Genomic DNA, 14,933 nt, shown 5'->3' with positions numbered 1-14,933 from the left:
GCCGGTGACCCTGCCGCTGCGTGTCAACGTCGCGCCGGAGCGGGCCGAGGCCTCCCCTGGCGACAACCTCCAGTTCGACGTCACCGTGCGCAACGCGAGCGACATCGTGGAGCACTACGGCGTCGAGATGCTCGGCCTGCCCGACGGGGCGACCGTGCGCGCCGAGCCCGAGGTCGCCAAGCTGCGCCCGGCCGAGAGCGCCACCCTCACCGTGCGGGTGACCCTGCCGGTGCAGCCGCCCCCGCCCGCCGGGACGTACGTGGTGGGTGCGCTGGTGAGGTCGCCCTACCGGCACGACGTCTCGCGCTGCGTCGAGGTGCCGATCCAGCTGGCGAGCGTCGAGCAGATCACGCTGCGCACCACTCCCGAGGTGGTCAACGGCGGAAAGTCAGGCCAGTTCACCGTCGAGGTCTCCAACGGCGGCAACGCGCCGGTGCGGCTCTATCTGAACGCGACCGACCCGGAACGGCGGGTCAGCGCGGTGTTCCAGCCCGCCTACCTCGACCTGCCGCCCGGGGCCGCGGCGCGGGCGTTGCTGTCGGTGTCGGCGCCGTTGCCGTGGAACCGCGAGAAGCAGCGCCAGCTGACCATCACGGCCAGTCCCGAGGTGCTCGGCGCCACGCCGGTCACCGGTACGGCCTCGTTCGTGCAGCAAGCCCGGTTCGCGTCGAAGTTCGCGAAATTCGGCGGCATCGCGGCCGGGGTCGTGGTGTTGGCGGCCGCGATCGCGGTGCCGGCGCTGATCGCCCGCGGGAACAACAAGCCCGCTCCCGCGGCCGCCACCCAGGCCGCGCCCACCGTTCCCGGGGCGCCGACGGCGGGCCAGCAGCAGCAGCCCAGCGCCGCGGCGCCGCCGGCCACCTCGGCGGCTGCCTCGGCGGCGCCGGCCGCTACGACCTCCGCGGCCGCCGCCGCGTCGGACGCGCCGCCGCCGACCACGAACGCGCCGGCCGGGGGCGGGGTGCGCGAGGTCGACCTGACCACGCCGCAGGACGGGGTCGTGGCGTCGGACGCTTTCCGCAACCAGGGTTTCCTGGTCAGCGCCGACCCGGGGACGATCTCGGTGCCGGGCTGCGAGAACGCCCGCAGCGCGGCGGTGGTGACCGATCAGGCCACCAACCGGAAGTTCCTCACGTCGAGCTCGCCGGACGATCCGACCAGATGCCACGAGGTGCCGCTGCTGCTCGACTTCCTGCCGGGCGGTCAGGCCGGGGCGGTGCAGGTGATCCCGGTCGTGCCCAACTCCCTGGAGATGGAGGCGACATTCGTCGACCTGTCCCGCCAGCCGGCGCCGGGTCTGGTCGTCCCGGCCGAGCTGGCGGCCGCGCACGGCGGCGTCGACTACGTGACGATCAAGCCGGCCGCGGCCGCGGGCGCCGGCACGCCGGTGGCGGTGACCAAGTTGCGCTTCGCGCCGGTCGGCTGAGCGCCGCCCGCACCGGCATAGGCTGCGGGCATGCGGGTGGCGTTCGCGAGCGACGACGAGAACGAGACGACACGAGCCGTCGTCCGGGCCTTGACCGGCGCCGGGCACGAGCTCATCCGGCCGGACGCGTCGCCGGGATGGCCCGACCTCGGCCGGTTCGTAGGGCAGTCGGTTGTCGACGGCCGTGCCGACTACGGCGTGGTGATGTGCTGGACCGGCACCGGGACGGCGATGGCCGCCAACAAGGTGCCGGGCGTGCGCGCGGCGGTCGCCTGGGACCCGTGGATCGCGCGGGGCGCCCGGCTCTGGAACGATGCGAACGTGCTGGCGATGAGCCTCAAGCGGCTCGCGCCGGACGTGGCGGTCGAGGTGCTGCACGCCTTTCTGGCCACCCCGGAACCCGACCCGGACGAGGCGGAGAACATCGCCGCGATCGAGCAGTGACGGCGGGCCCGGTCAATCGAGGAGGCTTCGGATGTCGTCCGCGGTCAACGCCGCGGTGGCGAACTCCCCTCCGTCGAGGACACTGCTGAACAGCTCGGCCTTCCTGCCCTGCAGCTCCTGGACTGCCTTCTGCCACACCGCCGCGTGTCCGGAGACCTCGCTGACCTCGGCCAGTTCGTCCCACACGTCGGCCTGGAACCGGCCGATCCGCAGCACACCGGCTGGGGCGTCGTGCAGGGCGCGCGCCTCGGCGATGAGGTCTCGCAACCGCCGGAACTCGGGCCGGTCGAGCGTGAAGTACCGGCCGTTCGGCAGGATCAGGAATTCCTGGTCGGCGGCCAGCGCGACGAACAGGTCCTGGAAGTTCACCTGCTCGCCGCCGACCCTCACCCGGACCGCGAGGTCGAACCAGTCCGGCCGGCCGTCGCCGACGCCGTCCTCGGCGCCGGCGAACGAGACGATCGGGGCCTCGGTCGCCTCGACATAGTCAGGGCCCGACGGCCTCGCAGATCGCTGCTTCTTCCTCCGTCAGAACCAAACGCCCCTCCAGGTCACTCGGGTCGAAGACTACCGACCTGCCTCTCCGGCCGGGCAGACGCGTCATCCGTTCGAGCACACCACCGGCCCGGACAGCGATATCGCCCAGGTCATCGACGACAGTGGCGGATGCGGCCTGCGACGATCCTCCTCATGAGCGAGCATGCTGATCCTCGCCGCCACCTGCTCCGCCTGATCAACGGGTTCCGGATCTCGCAGGCGCTGCACGTCGCGGCGGTGCTGCGTCTGTCGGACCACCTCGCCGGGGGCCCTCGCACCGTCGCCGACCTGGCCGCGGTCACCGGCTGCGACCCGCATGCCCTGCATCGGCTGCTGCGCGCCCTCGCCACGGCCGGCGTCTACGCGGAGGCGCCCGGCGGGCGCTTCGCCTCCACCGCGATCGGCGACGAGCTGCGCGGCGGCGCCGAGGGCCTCGGCGACTGGGCCGCGTTCGCCGGCGCCGCGTCAATGTGGCATGCCTGGAGCGCGCTCGGGCACAGCATCCGTACCGGTGAGAACGCCTTTGCGTCCGTGTACGGCGAGAGCGTGTGGGAGCAGCGCGCCCGCGACCCCGCCGCCGGCGCCGCCTTCGACGCGGCCATGGCGGCGCTGTCCCGCCACGTCGCCGAGGCCGTCCTGGAGGCGTACGACTTCGGCGCGCTCAGCACCGTCGCCGACGTCGGCGGGGGCAACGGCGCCCTGCTGGCGGCCGTGCTGCGCCGCCACCCGCACCTGCGCGGCCATCTGCTCGACCAGCCGCAGGTCGTCGCCGCCGCGCCGGCCCTGCTCGCCGCCGCCGGCGTGGCCGACCGCTGCGAGGTGCACCCCGGCGACCTCTTCGTCGCGGTCCCGGCCGGCGCCGACGCGTACGTGCTGAAGTCGATCCTGCACGACTGGCCCGACGAGGCCGCCCTGGCCATCGCCCGCACCTGCCGGAACGCGATGCGGCCCGGCTCGGTGCTGCTGGTGCTGGAGCGGGTGCTCACCGGGCCGCCGTATCCGCCCGCGGACCTGCCGGCGGCGTTCTCGGACCTCAACATGCTGGTCGCGCCCGGCGGCCAGGAACGCACCCGAGACGAGTACGAGAGCCTGCTGCGCGCGGCCGGACTGCGCATGACCCGCGTCGTGCCCACCACGACGGAGTTCTCCGTCATCGAGGCGGTGCCCTCCACCAGCTGAGCACGGACGGTCGGCCCACGTTGCCCGAGCCCGGTAGTTTGACGGCACTCGATCGACCGAAGAGGAGACTCCCTGTGCGGATCCGCCGTATCGTGGGCGCCGTTGCCCTGACCGTGGCCACGGCCATCAGCTTCGTCCTGCCCGCCACGACGGCCTCGGCCGCCGCCGGCACGGCCACGCTGACCGTCGAGGCGGCGGCCGGCAGCTGCGGCCACGCGGTCTTCTCCCCCGATGGCGGCGCGATGGCCTGCTTCAACCCGACCGGCGAGCATCTGTTCGTCTGTGACACGGACGCCGACGGGCACCACCCGGGCGCCTGGTACCTGCTGACCGCCGGCATCAACTGGCACAACGTGCAGTACGACCTGGGCGCCGGCGACTGCCACGATCTCAACCTCGACATGGCCGAGAGCGCCTACATCCAGTACCAGGCCTGCAACTACGAAGGGTCGGCCGAGCTCAGCTGCAGCTCGTACGCCCTGGCGCCGGCGAAGGGATGAGCGGAGCGTATCAATGGGGCCCGGCCGACAGGCGGGCCCGGAGGTCGGCCTTCAGGATCTTGCCGACCTTCGAGCGCGGCAGATCGTCCCAGATCTCGATCTGCTTCGGCGTCTTCACGCTGCCGATGCGCTCCTTGACGAACGCGGCGACCTCCTGTTTGTCGGCCGTCGCCCCGGACCGCAGCTGGAGGATCGCCGTCACCCGCTCGCCCCACTTGTCGTCGGGCAGGCCGATCACCGCGCAGTCCTGGACCGCGGGGTGCTGCATGAGGGCCTGCTCGACCTCGGTCGAGTACACGTTGAAGCCGCCGGTGATCACCATGTCCTTGGCGCGGTCGACGATGAACAGGTAGTTGTCGTCGTCGAGGTAGCCGATGTCGCCGGTGTGATGCCAGCCGTGCGCCGAGGCGGCCGCGGTGGCCGCTGGATCGCGGTGGTAGCCGCGCATCACCAGCGAGCCGCGGCACACGATCTCGCCGGTGGCGCCACGCGGCAGCAAGTCGCCGCCCGGCCCCATGATGGCCACGGTGACCAAGGGCGACGGCCGGCCGGCCGACGACAGGCGGGACACCGCGATGCCGCCGCCGGGGAGGAAGTGGTCGGCCGGCGCCATGGCGGAGATCATCATGGGCGCCTCGGTCTGGCCGAACAGTTGGGCCATGACCGGGCCGATCCGCAGCAGCGCCTCCGTCAGCCGTGTCGCGGACATCGGCGCCGCGCCGTACCAGAAGCATTGCAGTGACGACAGATCGGCAGTCTCCAATGCGGAATGCGCGAGCGCCATGTAGATGAGCGTCGGTGGCAGGAACGTGTGCGTCACGCGGTGCTGTTCGATCAGCTCGATGAACGCGCCCACGTCGGGCTTGCGCATGATGACGATCTCGCCGCCCTTGGCCAGCACGGGGAAGCACAGCACCCCGGCGGCGTGGGTGAGCGGGGCGAGCGCGAGGTAGACCGGCCGGTCCGGCCACGGATAGCTCATCAGCGTGATCGCGGTCATCGCCTCGAGGTTGGCCCCGGTCAGCTCGACGCCCTTGGGCCGTCCGGTGGTGCCGCCGGTGCCGACGATCATGGCGAGGTCATCCACCGCGGCCCGGTCGATCGGGTCGGCCGGCGACAGGAACTCCGCCCACGTCAGCGCGCCCGGGACGTCGGCATCGAGGCAGACCAGGGTGGTCAGCGAGGGCAGCCCGCCACGGATCTTCGCCACCAGCGGCGCGAACGACCGCTCGAAGATCAGCGCCTTGCAGCCGAACAGGTCGAGCAGCTCGCGGTTCTCGTACGCCTCGTTGCGGGGATTGATCGGACACCACACGGCGCCGGCCCGGCTGATCCCGAAGACGCAGGTGAACGCGGTCGGATCGTTCCCGGAGAGCACCGCCACACGCTCTCCGGGAACGATCCCCCGGGCTGCCAGCGCCGCCGCCACGCGCACGCTGAGCTGCCGCACCTCCCCGTACGTCCGGATGTCGCCGTCCGTGGTGAGGCAGGGCGCCGCCGGGTCGAGCGACGCGCCCTTGTCCAGATAGTCGACGAGCCGCATGACTCAGCGCTCGACCGTGACCGTCGGCTCGCGGACCAGGCCGAAGCTCTCCAGCACGCCGAGCAGCTCACGATGGCCGAAGGCCTGGCAGCCGGACGCGAAGCCGACCCGCCGCGGCGGCCGCTGCAACAGGTGATAGGCGGCGTACGCCTGCATCAGACCGGTCTGCTTGTAGTTCGAGTTGCCGTAGATGACGCAGTGCGCCCGGCCGAGCGGACCGGAGGCGTGCACGGAGTCGACCGACTTGTTCAGGCGCGGATTCTCCCGCGGCGGCATCTGGTTCATCACCTGCGCCGCAGTGGCGGTCAGCGCCGCGTACCGGTCGTCCGGCGCCATGTCCTTGGTGGCCTCGACGGCGGCCGCGACGATCTGCGGGACGCCGTTCATCAGCGCCCGGTTGAAGACGCCGCCGAGCACCTTGACGTTGGCGACGCGCGGGTCGTTGCGGTACCAGACCGGGTGCGAGGTGCCGCCCCACGGCAGGGCGAGGGCGAGCTCGTGCTGCCCCGGCAGCACCAGCTGATACAGGCCGGCCTCGGGATCCCAGGCCTCGTAGCGGTTCTGCTCGAGGCGGTACGCGCCGGAGGTGGCCGCGTTGACGAGGATCGTCAGCGTCGACGCGATGGTCGGGCTGCCGCCCCAGAACACCGCGATGTCCAGCGTGTCCAGTCCGGGCTTCTCCAGGCAGAGCTCGGCGGCGATCTCGCCGGTCGTGTACATCTGCGCGACGCCGGGCGCCAGGAGCAGCCCGGCGGCGGCGAAGTCGGCGCCGTACTTCTCGTCGCAGGTCATCATCCAGTCCTGCTCGCCGGTGGTGTCGAGGTAGTGCGTGCCGGCCTCCAGGCACGCCTCGGCGACCTCCGGCCCGTACACGCTGAACGGCCCGACGGTGTTGCAGACGACGGCGGCGCCGGCGAACAGCTCGGCGAGGGCCTTGGTGTCGTGGCCGACCTCGGCGATCTCGTAGTCGGCGGTCTCGATCCCGGCCACGTTCTCGCGCATGGACGCCTCGAGCTTGGCGCGGTCGCGCCCGGCCGCCACGAACGGGACGTTGTACTCGCGCAGGTACTCGCAGATCAGCCGGCCGGTGTAGCCGGACGCGCCGTAGACGACGACGGGCTTGGCAGCCATGTCACATCCCCATTCCGCCGTCGACCGGCAGGCCCGCGCCGTTGATGAAGCGGGCCGCGTCGGAGGCGAGGAACACCACCGCGTCGGCCATGTCGCCGACCTCGCCCAACCGGCCGGACGGGGTGAGCTCGACGACCGCGCCCACCGCCTCCTCGGGCGAGCCGAACAACCCGAGCCTGGCCACATCATTGGCCAGGCCGGCGCCCATCGCCGTCGGCACGAGACCGGGATAGATGCAATTGACGCGTACGCCGTAGCCGAGCTTGCCGGATTCCATGGCCGCCACCCGGGTCAGCCGGTCGACGCCGGACTTGGTGGCCGAGTAGATCGAGATGGCGGGGAACGCGATGGTCGCGGCCACCGAGGCCACGTTGATGACGACGCCGCCCGTGCCGCTCGCGCCGCCGGGACGCATGGCGCGGAAGGCGTGCTTGATGCCGAGCGCGGTGCCGAGCAGGTTGACGTCGAGCATCTTGCGGACGGCGGCCGGGTCGAGGTCGACGATCAGGCTGGTGATCTCGACGCCCGCGTTGTTGACCACGATGTCGAGACCGCCGAGGATCCCGATCGCCTGCTCGACGGCGGCCGCCCAGCCGTCGTCGTCGGTGACGTCGAGGTGCACGAAACCGCTGCGGCCGTCGAGCGACTCGGCGACCTTGGGACCGAGGTCGTCCTGCAGGTCGGCGACGACGACGGAGGCGCCCGCGGCGGCGAGCGCGCGGGCCATGCCTTCGCCCAGGCCCTGGGCGCCGCCGGTGACGAGGGCGCGGCGGCCGGTGAGATCGATCTGTGCCATGAAAGCTCCCGGGGTACATGCATGCGGACTCGGACGAGACCTACATCACATGCCTACACTTGACACTTGTCAAGAAAAGTTTGGACGCTTGTCAAGCTCCGTACGATGAGGTGGTGACCACGACCCGACCGGTTGACAAGTTCGACCGCCGGCGCGACGAGCTGGCGGAATCCGCGCTGCTCACGCTCGGTGAGATGGGCTATGCCCGGGCCAGCCTGCGCGAGATCGCCGGCAACTCGCCGTTCAGCCACGGCGTCGTGCACTACTACTTCCAGGACAAGCTCGAACTGGTGATCTACAGCGTCCGCTACTACAAGGCACGCTGCGTCACCCGCTACGACGCCGTCGTGCGCGACTCGACCTCGGCCGACGAGCTGGTCGAGGCGTTCGGCGCGAAACTGGCGCAGACCATCCGCGACGAGGCGCCCATGCACCGCCTCTGGTACGACCTGCGCACGCAGAGCATGTTCGAGGACGCGCTGCGCAACGCCATCACCGAGATCGACGCCGCCCTCGAGGCGATGATCTGGCGGGTCATCGACCGGTACGCCACCTTGTCGGGCCGCCCGCCGTCGGTGACCCCGGCGGCCGCGTACGGCATGCTCGACGGCCTCTTCCAGCAGGCGCTGCTCGCCTACACCGCCGGCGGCGAGCCGGTCCTGGACGGGCTGGCCACCGAGGTGCGCGCCGTCCTGCCATTGCTGGTGCGCTGATCGTCACGGCGCGTACCGGCGCTACCCGATGCGGCGCCGGTGCAGGGCGCGGAGCTCCTCCTCGAAGGCGGGCGCCGGCCCGTCCACGACCGCGCCGGGGACGATGGTGGTGAAGGGCAGCACGGCGACCGGCGACGCCGGGGCGCCCCAGGCGGTCCGCCACTCGACCAGTTGGGCGCTCGACACGGCGTACACGATGCGGCCGAGGCCCACCCAGCCGTGGCTCGCCGCGCACATCGGACAGTGCTCTCCCGACGTGTAGACGGTCGCGGTCGCCCGCTCCGCCGGGGTCATGTTGCGGGCCGCCCAGCGGGAGATCTCGAACTCCGGGTGGCGGGTCTCGTCGCCGTCCTTCACGCGGTTGCGGTCCTCGAAGAGGACCTTGCCGTCCGCCGACACCAGGACCGAGCCGAACGGCTCGTCGCCGTCGTCCAAGGCCTCCCGGGCCAGGTCCACACAACGCCGCAGGAAAGCCAGGTCGGTCTCGGTGATGGTCATGAACCGATCTTATGCGGGTGGGCCCAGGGCACACGCCGGTCGAGGATCGCCAAGGCCATGATGGTGACGCAGAGGGCGCCGTTCACGAACGAGGCGGTCACGTCGCTCGGGTGGTGCATGCCGCGGTACAGGCGGGAGACGGCCACGCAGACCGGCACCAGGATCAGGGCCCAGCACAGCCATTTGGCCCAGGTGCGGTTGACCTGGTGGGCGAGGACGAGGGCCAGACCGACGTAGAGCGCGAACGCCGCCGAGGTGTGGCCCGATGGGAAGCTCGAGGTGGGCGGGGAGTCGTCCAGGTGCTCGACGTGGGGGCGCTCGCGGTCGATCACCAGGGTGGCGAAGAAGAAGACGATCGCCTGGGCGCTGACGGCCGCGCAGAGGAAGAGCGGCTCGCGCCAGCTGTGCAGCTTGCGCAGCAGGACGAAGGCGACGATGCCGGTGACCGCGATGATGACCGGCGTGCTGCCGACCAGGCTGAAGATCTCGGTGAGCACGTTGAGCGGGCCGGTGCGGTGGGCGGCGAAGGACCGGTTGATGCCGTCCTCGACGGTGAACGGCCAGACGTCGTTGAGCACCTTGGTGAGCAGCAGGCCGAGTCCGATCATGCCGAGCAGCAGCACCGCGACCGGCAGCAGGATTCGCCTGGCCACGGCGGCGGCATGGGGGACGTCCACATAGTTCCGGGCGGCGGTCGCAATCTCGGGCATGGATCGCGGTCTACCCGATTCTCGCGTGATCCATGCCACGGCTTTGTCGAAGGAACTCTTTCCAACGAAAGGCCAGAACAGCGATCGCGACCCCCAGCGCCCAGCCGGCCAGGACGTCGCTTGTCCAGTGGACGCCCAGCGCTACCCGGCTGAGGCACGTGATCAGCGGGATCACGACGGCGCCCGCCCACAGCCAGAAGCGGGCCCGCGGGCGATCCGCCGTGAACGGCAGCAGGACGATCAGGAAGACCGCGGCGCCGAGGGCGTTGTTCAGCGCGTGGCCCGACGGAAACGAGTAACCGACGGCCCGGGCCACCGGATCGAGCAGGTCGGGGCGGTCGCGGCCGAACGCCAGCTTGAGCAGGGCGCCGAGGATGCCGCCGGCGGTCATCGTCACGGCGACCCACCACGCCTGGGGCCGGGCGCCGCGGCGGGCCAGCCAGATCACCAGGCCCAGGGCGGCCAGCCGCCACGCATTCGGATGGAAGACCAGGCTCCACCAGGTCATCGCCTCGACCCACCAGGGGTGGTTCAGCGCGAAGTCATGCAGGGCGTCGGTGACCGACCGGTCCAGCTGGTGCAGCCAGCCGACCCGGCCGACGACCATGACCGCGAGCAGCACGAACGGCGCGAGCAGGAGGATCGCGCCGATGGCGGGCGAGGTCTGGCGTAGCACTGGCCGCATGACCCTCGGCTATACCCGGTAATGGCCGCCGCTTGCCACCGCGCCCAGTTTGTCCGGGTTGGCGACGTTGTGGATGGCTACCACGTGGCCGTCCGCGTTGATCTCGAGGGTGATGGTGGCGATCACCCGGTCGGGAGCGCGAAAGATCATGCCGGGCGCACCGTTGATCTCGGCCGGCGAGGCGCTCATGTCGTCCGGGGAGATGCCCTGATAGGCCACCTTCCCCAGCGAGGCGAACCAGGCTGCCACCACCGAAGCGCCGACGACGGGACGCAGGGCCTGCCGGACCTTGCCGCCGCCGTCGGTCCAGAGGGTCACGTCAGGTGACATCAGCTCCATCAGGGCGTTGACGTCACCGCCCGTGGCGGCGGCGAAGAAACGGTCCGTCACCTCGCGCTGCTGGGCGGGCGTCGGCGTGAAGCGTGGCCGCCGCGCCCGCACGTGCGACCGGGCCCGGTGCGCCGCCTGCCGCACCGACTCCTCGGACCGGCCCACGGCGTCGGCGATCTCGGCGTGGCTGAAGTCGAAGACCTCCCGCAGCACGAAAATGGCGCGTTCGAGCGGGCTCAGCGTCTCCAGGACCACGAGCATCGCCATCGAGACGGACTCGGGGTCGGCCGGCGATGCGGTGAGGATCGGCTCGGGCAGCCACGGCCCGGTGTAGACCTCCCGCCGCCGCTTGGCCTCCCGCAGCCGGGCGAGGGCCTCGTTGGTGACGATGCGCGCGAGATACGCCTTCGGGTCGGCGACCGCGGACCGGTCGGCCGCCGACCAGCGGATCCACGCCTCCTGCACCGCGTCCTCGGCGTCGGCGGCCGAGCCGAGCACGCGGTAGGCGACGGCGAACAGCAGATTGCGGTGCCGCTCGAACATCTCGGCCGTGCGGGCGCGACCGGCCTCCGGCGAAGGCTCGGTCATGAGCGCTTGCCGTGCGGCCAGAACACGCCGGACGCCGGGATCCGCTTCATGCGGCGGTAGGTGGGCCAGGGAGACGCGGTCACCGTCTCTTTGTAGCGGGCGGCGAGCCGGCCGGTCAGGTAGAACCGCCGAGGGCTGTCGTCACCATGGGTGAACTGCACGACTCCGTCGCCGCGGCCGAGGCTCACCGGGGTGTGGTAATAGCCGAAGCGAAACTTCTTGGGCTGCTTTCCGCGCAGCGTACGAACGATCGAAAGCGCCGCGTGCACGCCGGTGGGCATGCCGCCCTGGCAGGTGCCGTGCATGATCCCGTACTGCTGGCGAATGGCCGCAGCGTCCCCGACCGCCCACACGAAGGGGTGCGAGACCGACCTCAGCGCGGCGTCGGTGACGATCCGCCCCCGCTCGTCGGTCTCCGTGCCGGCGGCGAGCGGAGAAACTTTCGTGCCACCCGCCCAGAGGAAGACGTCGGCGGGCAGAAAATCACCGTTCACGCGTACGCCCGCGGGCAGCACCTTCTCGATCGTCCCCTCGACCGTGCGGACCCCGAGGCTCGCCAGCGCACGTTGCAGATGGTCCCTCGCCCCGGGGCTCATCGTCGCGCCCGGCGCCGACCGGCCCACCAGCGTGACGGTGGCCGAGGGATACCGCGAAGCGATCTCGGCGGCCGATTCGATGCCGGTCAGCCCGGCGCCCCCGACCACCACGTTCGCGGCCGCGGCCAGCCGCGACGGCAACAGGTCCCGGTCGTCGAGCGTGTAGCCGTGCTCCTCGGCCCCGGGGACGGACGACGTGTCGGGAACGGCGCCCAGGGCGTACACGAGAATGTCGAAATTGATCTCGCGGTCCTCCAGCGAGACGGTGCGCCGGCCGAGATCGACCGACGTGACCCAGCCCTGCTCGAAGCGCGCGCCCGTCCCGGCCAGCAGCGAAGGAATGCGCAGGTCGGCGACCTCCTGCCCGGTCGCGGCCATCGGCAGCCGCAGCCGCTCGGCGAACCGGTCGCTCGCGTTGACCAGCGTCACCGGAACCTTGCGCCCGGCCAGTTGGATCGCCGCCGCCATGCCGGCATAACCGGCGCCCAGAATCACGATTTTCGTCATGCCCGCGAGATGAGAATCGCCGGCTGGAACGTGACCCGGCGTGACCGGCGTCACTCAGGCGGCGCGCATCGCCTGGCCCGCCACCGACTCCACGCCGTCGCCGCCGCGCCGCTTCACCCGGTACATGGCCTCGTCGGCGCGGCGCAGCGCCGCCGGCAGATCGGCGGCGTGCCCGGTCGCCACCCCGACGCTCACCGTCGCCGGACAGCCCGGGATGTCGCGGACCGCGGCCACCATGCGCTCGGCCACCGCCACAGCCGCCGCGACCCCGGCGCCGGGCAGCAGCGCCGCGAACTCGTCGCCCCCGAACCGGGCGAGCAGATCCTCCGGGCGCAGCTGCTCCGAGAGCGCCGCCGCGATCGCCCGCAGCGCCGCGTCGCCGGCCGCGTGACCGGCCGTATCGTTGATCTGCTTGAACTTGTCGGTGTCCACCAGCAGCACCGTGACCAGGTCGGACGGCCGCGACTGCGCCTGCCGGACGGCCCGGTCGAAGGCGCCGCGGTTGGCGACCCCGGTCAGCGCGTCCAGCGCCGCCGCCCGGGCCGCCTGCTCGTGCTGCATCCGCAGCAGCTCGAGGGACTTCATCGCCGCCACCGTCTGCAACGTGCGCAGACGTTGCCGCCACAACGCCGCGGCGAGGGTGTCCCCGTACGCGAGCCCGACCGCCGCGTCCTGCGATCCGCGCGCGGCGAGCAGCACGGCCCGGGTGCGGTGGGTGGCCGAAACGATGAGCCAGCCGGCGTCCGGCGGCAGCTCGGTGACCGCGCGCTCCATCACCGCGAGCGCCTCCGCCTCTCGCCCGGATCGACAGAGCGCCACCGCCTGGAACGGCCGCGAGTAGGCCAATGCCGTCGGGCTGACCCCCCGGGCCTCCAGCGCGGCCAGCGCCTGCGCGATCGCGACGGCCGCGCCGGCCGGATCGTGCCGGTCCGCCTTGGCGCAGGCCGCCGCGAGCATCGCGTAGTCCCGCCAGGCCGCGGCGTCCGGCCCGTCGGCCGCCTGCGCCGCCCGCACCGCGTACTCCTCGGCCTGCGCGGTGTGCGACTCGGCGTCGGCGACCTGCCCGACCTGGTACAGCTCGAGCGCCCAGAACAGGTGCATCTCGGCCTGGTTGAACAGCCACATCGCCCGGTTCCCGCTGCCGGGCGGGCTCATCTCGTACGCGGCGTCGTACTGCGGGCCGACCCGCTCGTAGAGGCGCAGCTCGAAGTAGCCGATGGCGACCGCGACCCGGGCGTTGACCGCCGCGATCGGCTCGGTCTCGCCGACCGCGACGATCTCGGCGGTGACCAGGTCGTGCAGCACGTCGTCGAGCTCGTAGGCGTCGTTGCGCCGCAGGTGGTGGGCGGCCCGGGTGGCCAGCGCGCAGGCGAGCCAGCCCGGGCTGCCCTCCCGCTCGGCGGCGCGGGCCATGAGCTCGAGCGCGGGCAGCGGCGCCTGCGGGTCGCCGAGGTTGGCCAGGGCGATGGCCCGCACGAAGTGCATGCAGGCCGGTCCGTCGGCGATGTCGCCCGGGTACGCCGCCAGGACACGCTCGGCCTCGGCCAGCACAGCGCGGGCGTGCCCGCTCTGCGCCCGTTCGAGCAGCCTCGCCGCCCGCCGCGTGATGTCGGTCATCGGCCCTCCCGACGCCCCTATCGGCAGCGTTCGGCGAGGTGGGAGGCAAATGTCAGTTGAGCGAGAGAATCTTGTCGATCAGCCCGCCGCCCGGGAAGTCGAGCATGATCACGCCGGTGCGGACGACCGGCGTGTGCGCCTCGGGGCCCTCGTTGAGGTAGCCGAGCAGGAACGGGTTGACGCCCGGCACGCCCAGCGCGCCGCCGGCGACCGACTGTGGCTGGGCGAAAACGCTCGATCCGCTGGCGAAGTTGATGTACATCTTCGCGGGGTCGCCGGCGCTGGTCGCGTCGAGGAAGCGGCGCACCTGGTCGCGCTTCGTGGCGATCGCCCCGACGTTGGGCACGTTGTAGTTGTCCTGCACATACGTGGAGTTGCCGTCGTTCCAGCCGTCGAACTGGGCGAGCCCGTAGCTCGCGACCCGGCCGCCGTGCGGGCCGTTCATGACGGCGAGCACGACCTTGCCCCGCACGCCGCCGAGCGCCGGCATGGCCGCCGCGGCCGAACGGCTCACGCTGGGATTCCAGAAAAGATTCGGGTGCTTCGACCCGTACGCGTCGAAGATGTCTTGAAACGACGACTGGCCCGTCGCGTCGGTGCAGGAGCCGAGCTCGCCCGTGCATTCCTGCTTGAGCCGGAGCACGACCGTCTCGCCGGGATGGGCCCCGAGAAAGTCGCCCAGCCGGTTCAGGACGTCGTCGAAGTTCGCGTTCTGGTAGGTGGCGCCGTGGTGGATCGTGAAGGTGTTGCCGGTGTTCACCCGGGCCCGGACGTCGATCATGCGAATACCGGCGTTGAGCTGCGCGGCAAGGGTCGCGCCGCGGTCGCCGAAGTCCTCCTGGGTCTGCGTCCACGCGCCGCCGTGGATCGACATGGTCTCGTGCGAGCCGGGGATGGAAAGTTTCGCGAGGCTGGTGCCGTCCGGGAGCGCGCGCATCCAGTCGGGGTGGGACGCGCTGCGGAGACTTCGGTACGAGGAGTCGGCCGCCCGCGCGCTTTCCGGAACGAGAAACAGGACTACGGCTGCGGCGGCGACAACGGCGATGGCCCGCTTTGCGATCACGACGGAACGATATCGATCGATTCGGGACGGCGGAAGCACGCTGCCTTGTCGTACCGTCGATGCTGCCCCT

General features: G+C 71.7%; 16 protein-coding genes. 5 read left to right on the top strand and 11 right to left on the bottom strand.

Annotation, left to right across the window (positions count from 1 at the left end; translation table 11 throughout):
- Nucleotides 1–4: 4 nt before the first annotated feature.
- Together ACIA5D_RS16030 and ACIA5D_RS16025 are read left to right on the top strand one after the other, a co-directional pair.
- Nucleotides 5–1,426, top strand: coding sequence for a hypothetical protein (locus ACIA5D_RS16030; protein ID WP_396030668.1), 1,422 nt, complete (start codon nt 5–7; stop codon nt 1,424–1,426).
- A 30-nt stretch (nt 1,427–1,456) separates the two neighbouring features.
- Entirely contained in the window at nt 1,457–1,870 is a 414-nt protein-coding gene (locus ACIA5D_RS16025; protein WP_396030667.1) for an RpiB/LacA/LacB family sugar-phosphate isomerase, read from the top strand.
- A 12-nt stretch (nt 1,871–1,882) separates the two neighbouring features.
- On the opposite strand, the gene ACIA5D_RS16020 is transcribed toward ACIA5D_RS16025, so the two are convergent.
- The gene (locus tag ACIA5D_RS16020; RefSeq protein WP_396030666.1) at nt 1,883–2,239 is read right to left on the bottom strand and encodes a hypothetical protein; all 357 of its coding nucleotides are present in this window, start codon (nt 2,237–2,239) and stop codon (nt 1,883–1,885) included.
- A 321-nt stretch (nt 2,240–2,560) separates the two neighbouring features.
- Here ACIA5D_RS16020 and ACIA5D_RS16015 point away from each other — a divergent pair, with 321 nt between their 5' ends.
- A complete protein-coding gene (locus tag ACIA5D_RS16015) occupies nt 2,561–3,586 on the top strand; it encodes a methyltransferase (RefSeq protein ID WP_396030665.1) in 1,026 nt (341 codons plus the stop codon).
- A gap of 74 nt (nt 3,587–3,660) precedes the next feature.
- Complete coding sequence (locus tag ACIA5D_RS16010) at nt 3,661–4,086, top strand: hypothetical protein (RefSeq protein WP_396030664.1); 426 nt, start codon at nt 3,661–3,663, stop codon at nt 4,084–4,086.
- 10 nt (nt 4,087–4,096) lie between these two features.
- Here the strand turns inward: ACIA5D_RS16010 and ACIA5D_RS16005 are convergent, their stop codons facing one another.
- Genes ACIA5D_RS16005 through ACIA5D_RS15995 form a run of 3 tightly spaced genes read right to left on the bottom strand, consistent with a single transcriptional unit; the run spans nt 4,097 to nt 7,556 of the window.
- A complete protein-coding gene (locus ACIA5D_RS16005; protein WP_396030663.1) occupies nt 4,097–5,629 on the bottom strand; it encodes an AMP-binding protein in 1,533 nt (510 codons plus the stop codon).
- A gap of 3 nt (nt 5,630–5,632) precedes the next feature.
- Nucleotides 5,633–6,760: a DUF5938 domain-containing protein gene (locus ACIA5D_RS16000; protein ID WP_396030662.1), complete on the bottom strand. Its 1,128-nt coding sequence runs from the start codon at nt 6,758–6,760 to the stop codon at nt 5,633–5,635.
- Nucleotide 6,761: 1 nt separating this feature from the next.
- Nucleotides 6,762–7,556 carry an SDR family NAD(P)-dependent oxidoreductase gene (locus tag ACIA5D_RS15995; RefSeq protein ID WP_396030661.1) on the bottom strand — a complete coding sequence of 265 codons (795 nt, stop codon included), beginning with the start codon at nt 7,554–7,556 and terminating at the stop codon, nt 6,762–6,764.
- A gap of 113 nt (nt 7,557–7,669) precedes the next feature.
- On the opposite strand from ACIA5D_RS15995, the gene ACIA5D_RS15990 reads away from it, so the two are divergent.
- Nucleotides 7,670–8,269, top strand: coding sequence for a TetR/AcrR family transcriptional regulator (locus tag ACIA5D_RS15990; protein WP_396030660.1), 600 nt, complete (start codon nt 7,670–7,672; stop codon nt 8,267–8,269).
- 21 nt (nt 8,270–8,290) lie between these two features.
- Here the strand turns inward: ACIA5D_RS15990 and ACIA5D_RS15985 are convergent, their stop codons facing one another.
- The 7 genes from ACIA5D_RS15985 to ACIA5D_RS15955 are packed head-to-tail and all read right to left on the bottom strand — an operon-like array spanning nt 8,291 to nt 14,863.
- A complete protein-coding gene (locus tag ACIA5D_RS15985; RefSeq protein ID WP_396030659.1) occupies nt 8,291–8,767 on the bottom strand; it encodes a nucleoside deaminase in 477 nt (158 codons plus the stop codon).
- Complete coding sequence (locus ACIA5D_RS15980) at nt 8,764–9,477, bottom strand: phosphatase PAP2 family protein (RefSeq protein ID WP_396030658.1); 714 nt, start codon at nt 9,475–9,477, stop codon at nt 8,764–8,766. Before ACIA5D_RS15980 ends, ACIA5D_RS15985 begins: the two co-directional genes overlap by 4 nt.
- A 10-nt stretch (nt 9,478–9,487) precedes the next feature.
- The gene (locus ACIA5D_RS15975; RefSeq protein ID WP_396030657.1) at nt 9,488–10,162 is read right to left on the bottom strand and encodes a phosphatase PAP2 family protein; all 675 of its coding nucleotides are present in this window, start codon (nt 10,160–10,162) and stop codon (nt 9,488–9,490) included.
- Between the two features lie 9 nt (nt 10,163–10,171).
- Nucleotides 10,172–11,080 carry an RNA polymerase sigma-70 factor gene (locus ACIA5D_RS15970; protein ID WP_396030656.1) on the bottom strand — a complete coding sequence of 303 codons (909 nt, stop codon included), beginning with the start codon at nt 11,078–11,080 and terminating at the stop codon, nt 10,172–10,174.
- Nucleotides 11,077–12,183, bottom strand: coding sequence for an NAD(P)/FAD-dependent oxidoreductase (locus ACIA5D_RS15965; protein ID WP_396030655.1), 1,107 nt, complete (start codon nt 12,181–12,183; stop codon nt 11,077–11,079). Before ACIA5D_RS15965 ends, ACIA5D_RS15970 begins: the two co-directional genes overlap by 4 nt.
- 54 nt (nt 12,184–12,237) lie before the next feature.
- Nucleotides 12,238–13,800 (bottom strand): diguanylate cyclase, encoded by a 1,563-nt coding sequence (locus ACIA5D_RS15960; RefSeq protein ID WP_396030654.1) that lies wholly within the window; start codon nt 13,798–13,800, stop codon nt 12,238–12,240.
- A gap of 52 nt (nt 13,801–13,852) precedes the next feature.
- A complete protein-coding gene (locus tag ACIA5D_RS15955; RefSeq protein ID WP_396030653.1) occupies nt 13,853–14,863 on the bottom strand; it encodes a phosphatidylinositol-specific phospholipase C in 1,011 nt (336 codons plus the stop codon).
- Nucleotides 14,864–14,933: the final 70 nt, after the last annotated feature.

It is taken from the genome of Actinoplanes sp. NPDC051513, assembly GCF_044454685.1.
Classification (GTDB): Bacteria; Actinomycetota; Actinomycetes; order Mycobacteriales; family Micromonosporaceae; genus Actinoplanes.
This window is presented reverse-complemented; position numbering and strand designations above follow the sequence as displayed.

Bases quoted from the DNA above. Each gene is read 5' to 3' on its own strand.
- ACIA5D_RS16025 (WP_396030667.1), top strand. From the start codon at position 1,457: ATGCGGGTGGCGTTCGCGAGCGACGACGAGAACGAGACGACACGAGCC.
- ACIA5D_RS16015 (WP_396030665.1), top strand. From the start codon at position 2,561: ATGAGCGAGCATGCTGATCCTCGCCGCCACCTGCTCCGCCTGATCAAC.
- ACIA5D_RS16005 (WP_396030663.1), bottom strand. From the start codon at position 5,629: ATGCGGCTCGTCGACTATCTGGACAAGGGCGCGTCGCTCGACCCGGCG.
- ACIA5D_RS16000 (WP_396030662.1), bottom strand. From the start codon at position 6,760: ATGGCTGCCAAGCCCGTCGTCGTCTACGGCGCGTCCGGCTACACCGGC.
- ACIA5D_RS15995 (WP_396030661.1), bottom strand. From the start codon at position 7,556: ATGGCACAGATCGATCTCACCGGCCGCCGCGCCCTCGTCACCGGCGGC.
- ACIA5D_RS15985 (WP_396030659.1), bottom strand. From the start codon at position 8,767: ATGACCATCACCGAGACCGACCTGGCTTTCCTGCGGCGTTGTGTGGAC.
- ACIA5D_RS15980 (WP_396030658.1), bottom strand. From the start codon at position 9,477: ATGCCCGAGATTGCGACCGCCGCCCGGAACTATGTGGACGTCCCCCAT.
- ACIA5D_RS15975 (WP_396030657.1), bottom strand. From the start codon at position 10,162: ATGCGGCCAGTGCTACGCCAGACCTCGCCCGCCATCGGCGCGATCCTC.
- ACIA5D_RS15970 (WP_396030656.1), bottom strand. From the start codon at position 11,080: ATGACCGAGCCTTCGCCGGAGGCCGGTCGCGCCCGCACGGCCGAGATG.
- ACIA5D_RS15965 (WP_396030655.1), bottom strand. From the start codon at position 12,183: ATGACGAAAATCGTGATTCTGGGCGCCGGTTATGCCGGCATGGCGGCG.
- ACIA5D_RS15960 (WP_396030654.1), bottom strand. From the start codon at position 13,800: ATGACCGACATCACGCGGCGGGCGGCGAGGCTGCTCGAACGGGCGCAG.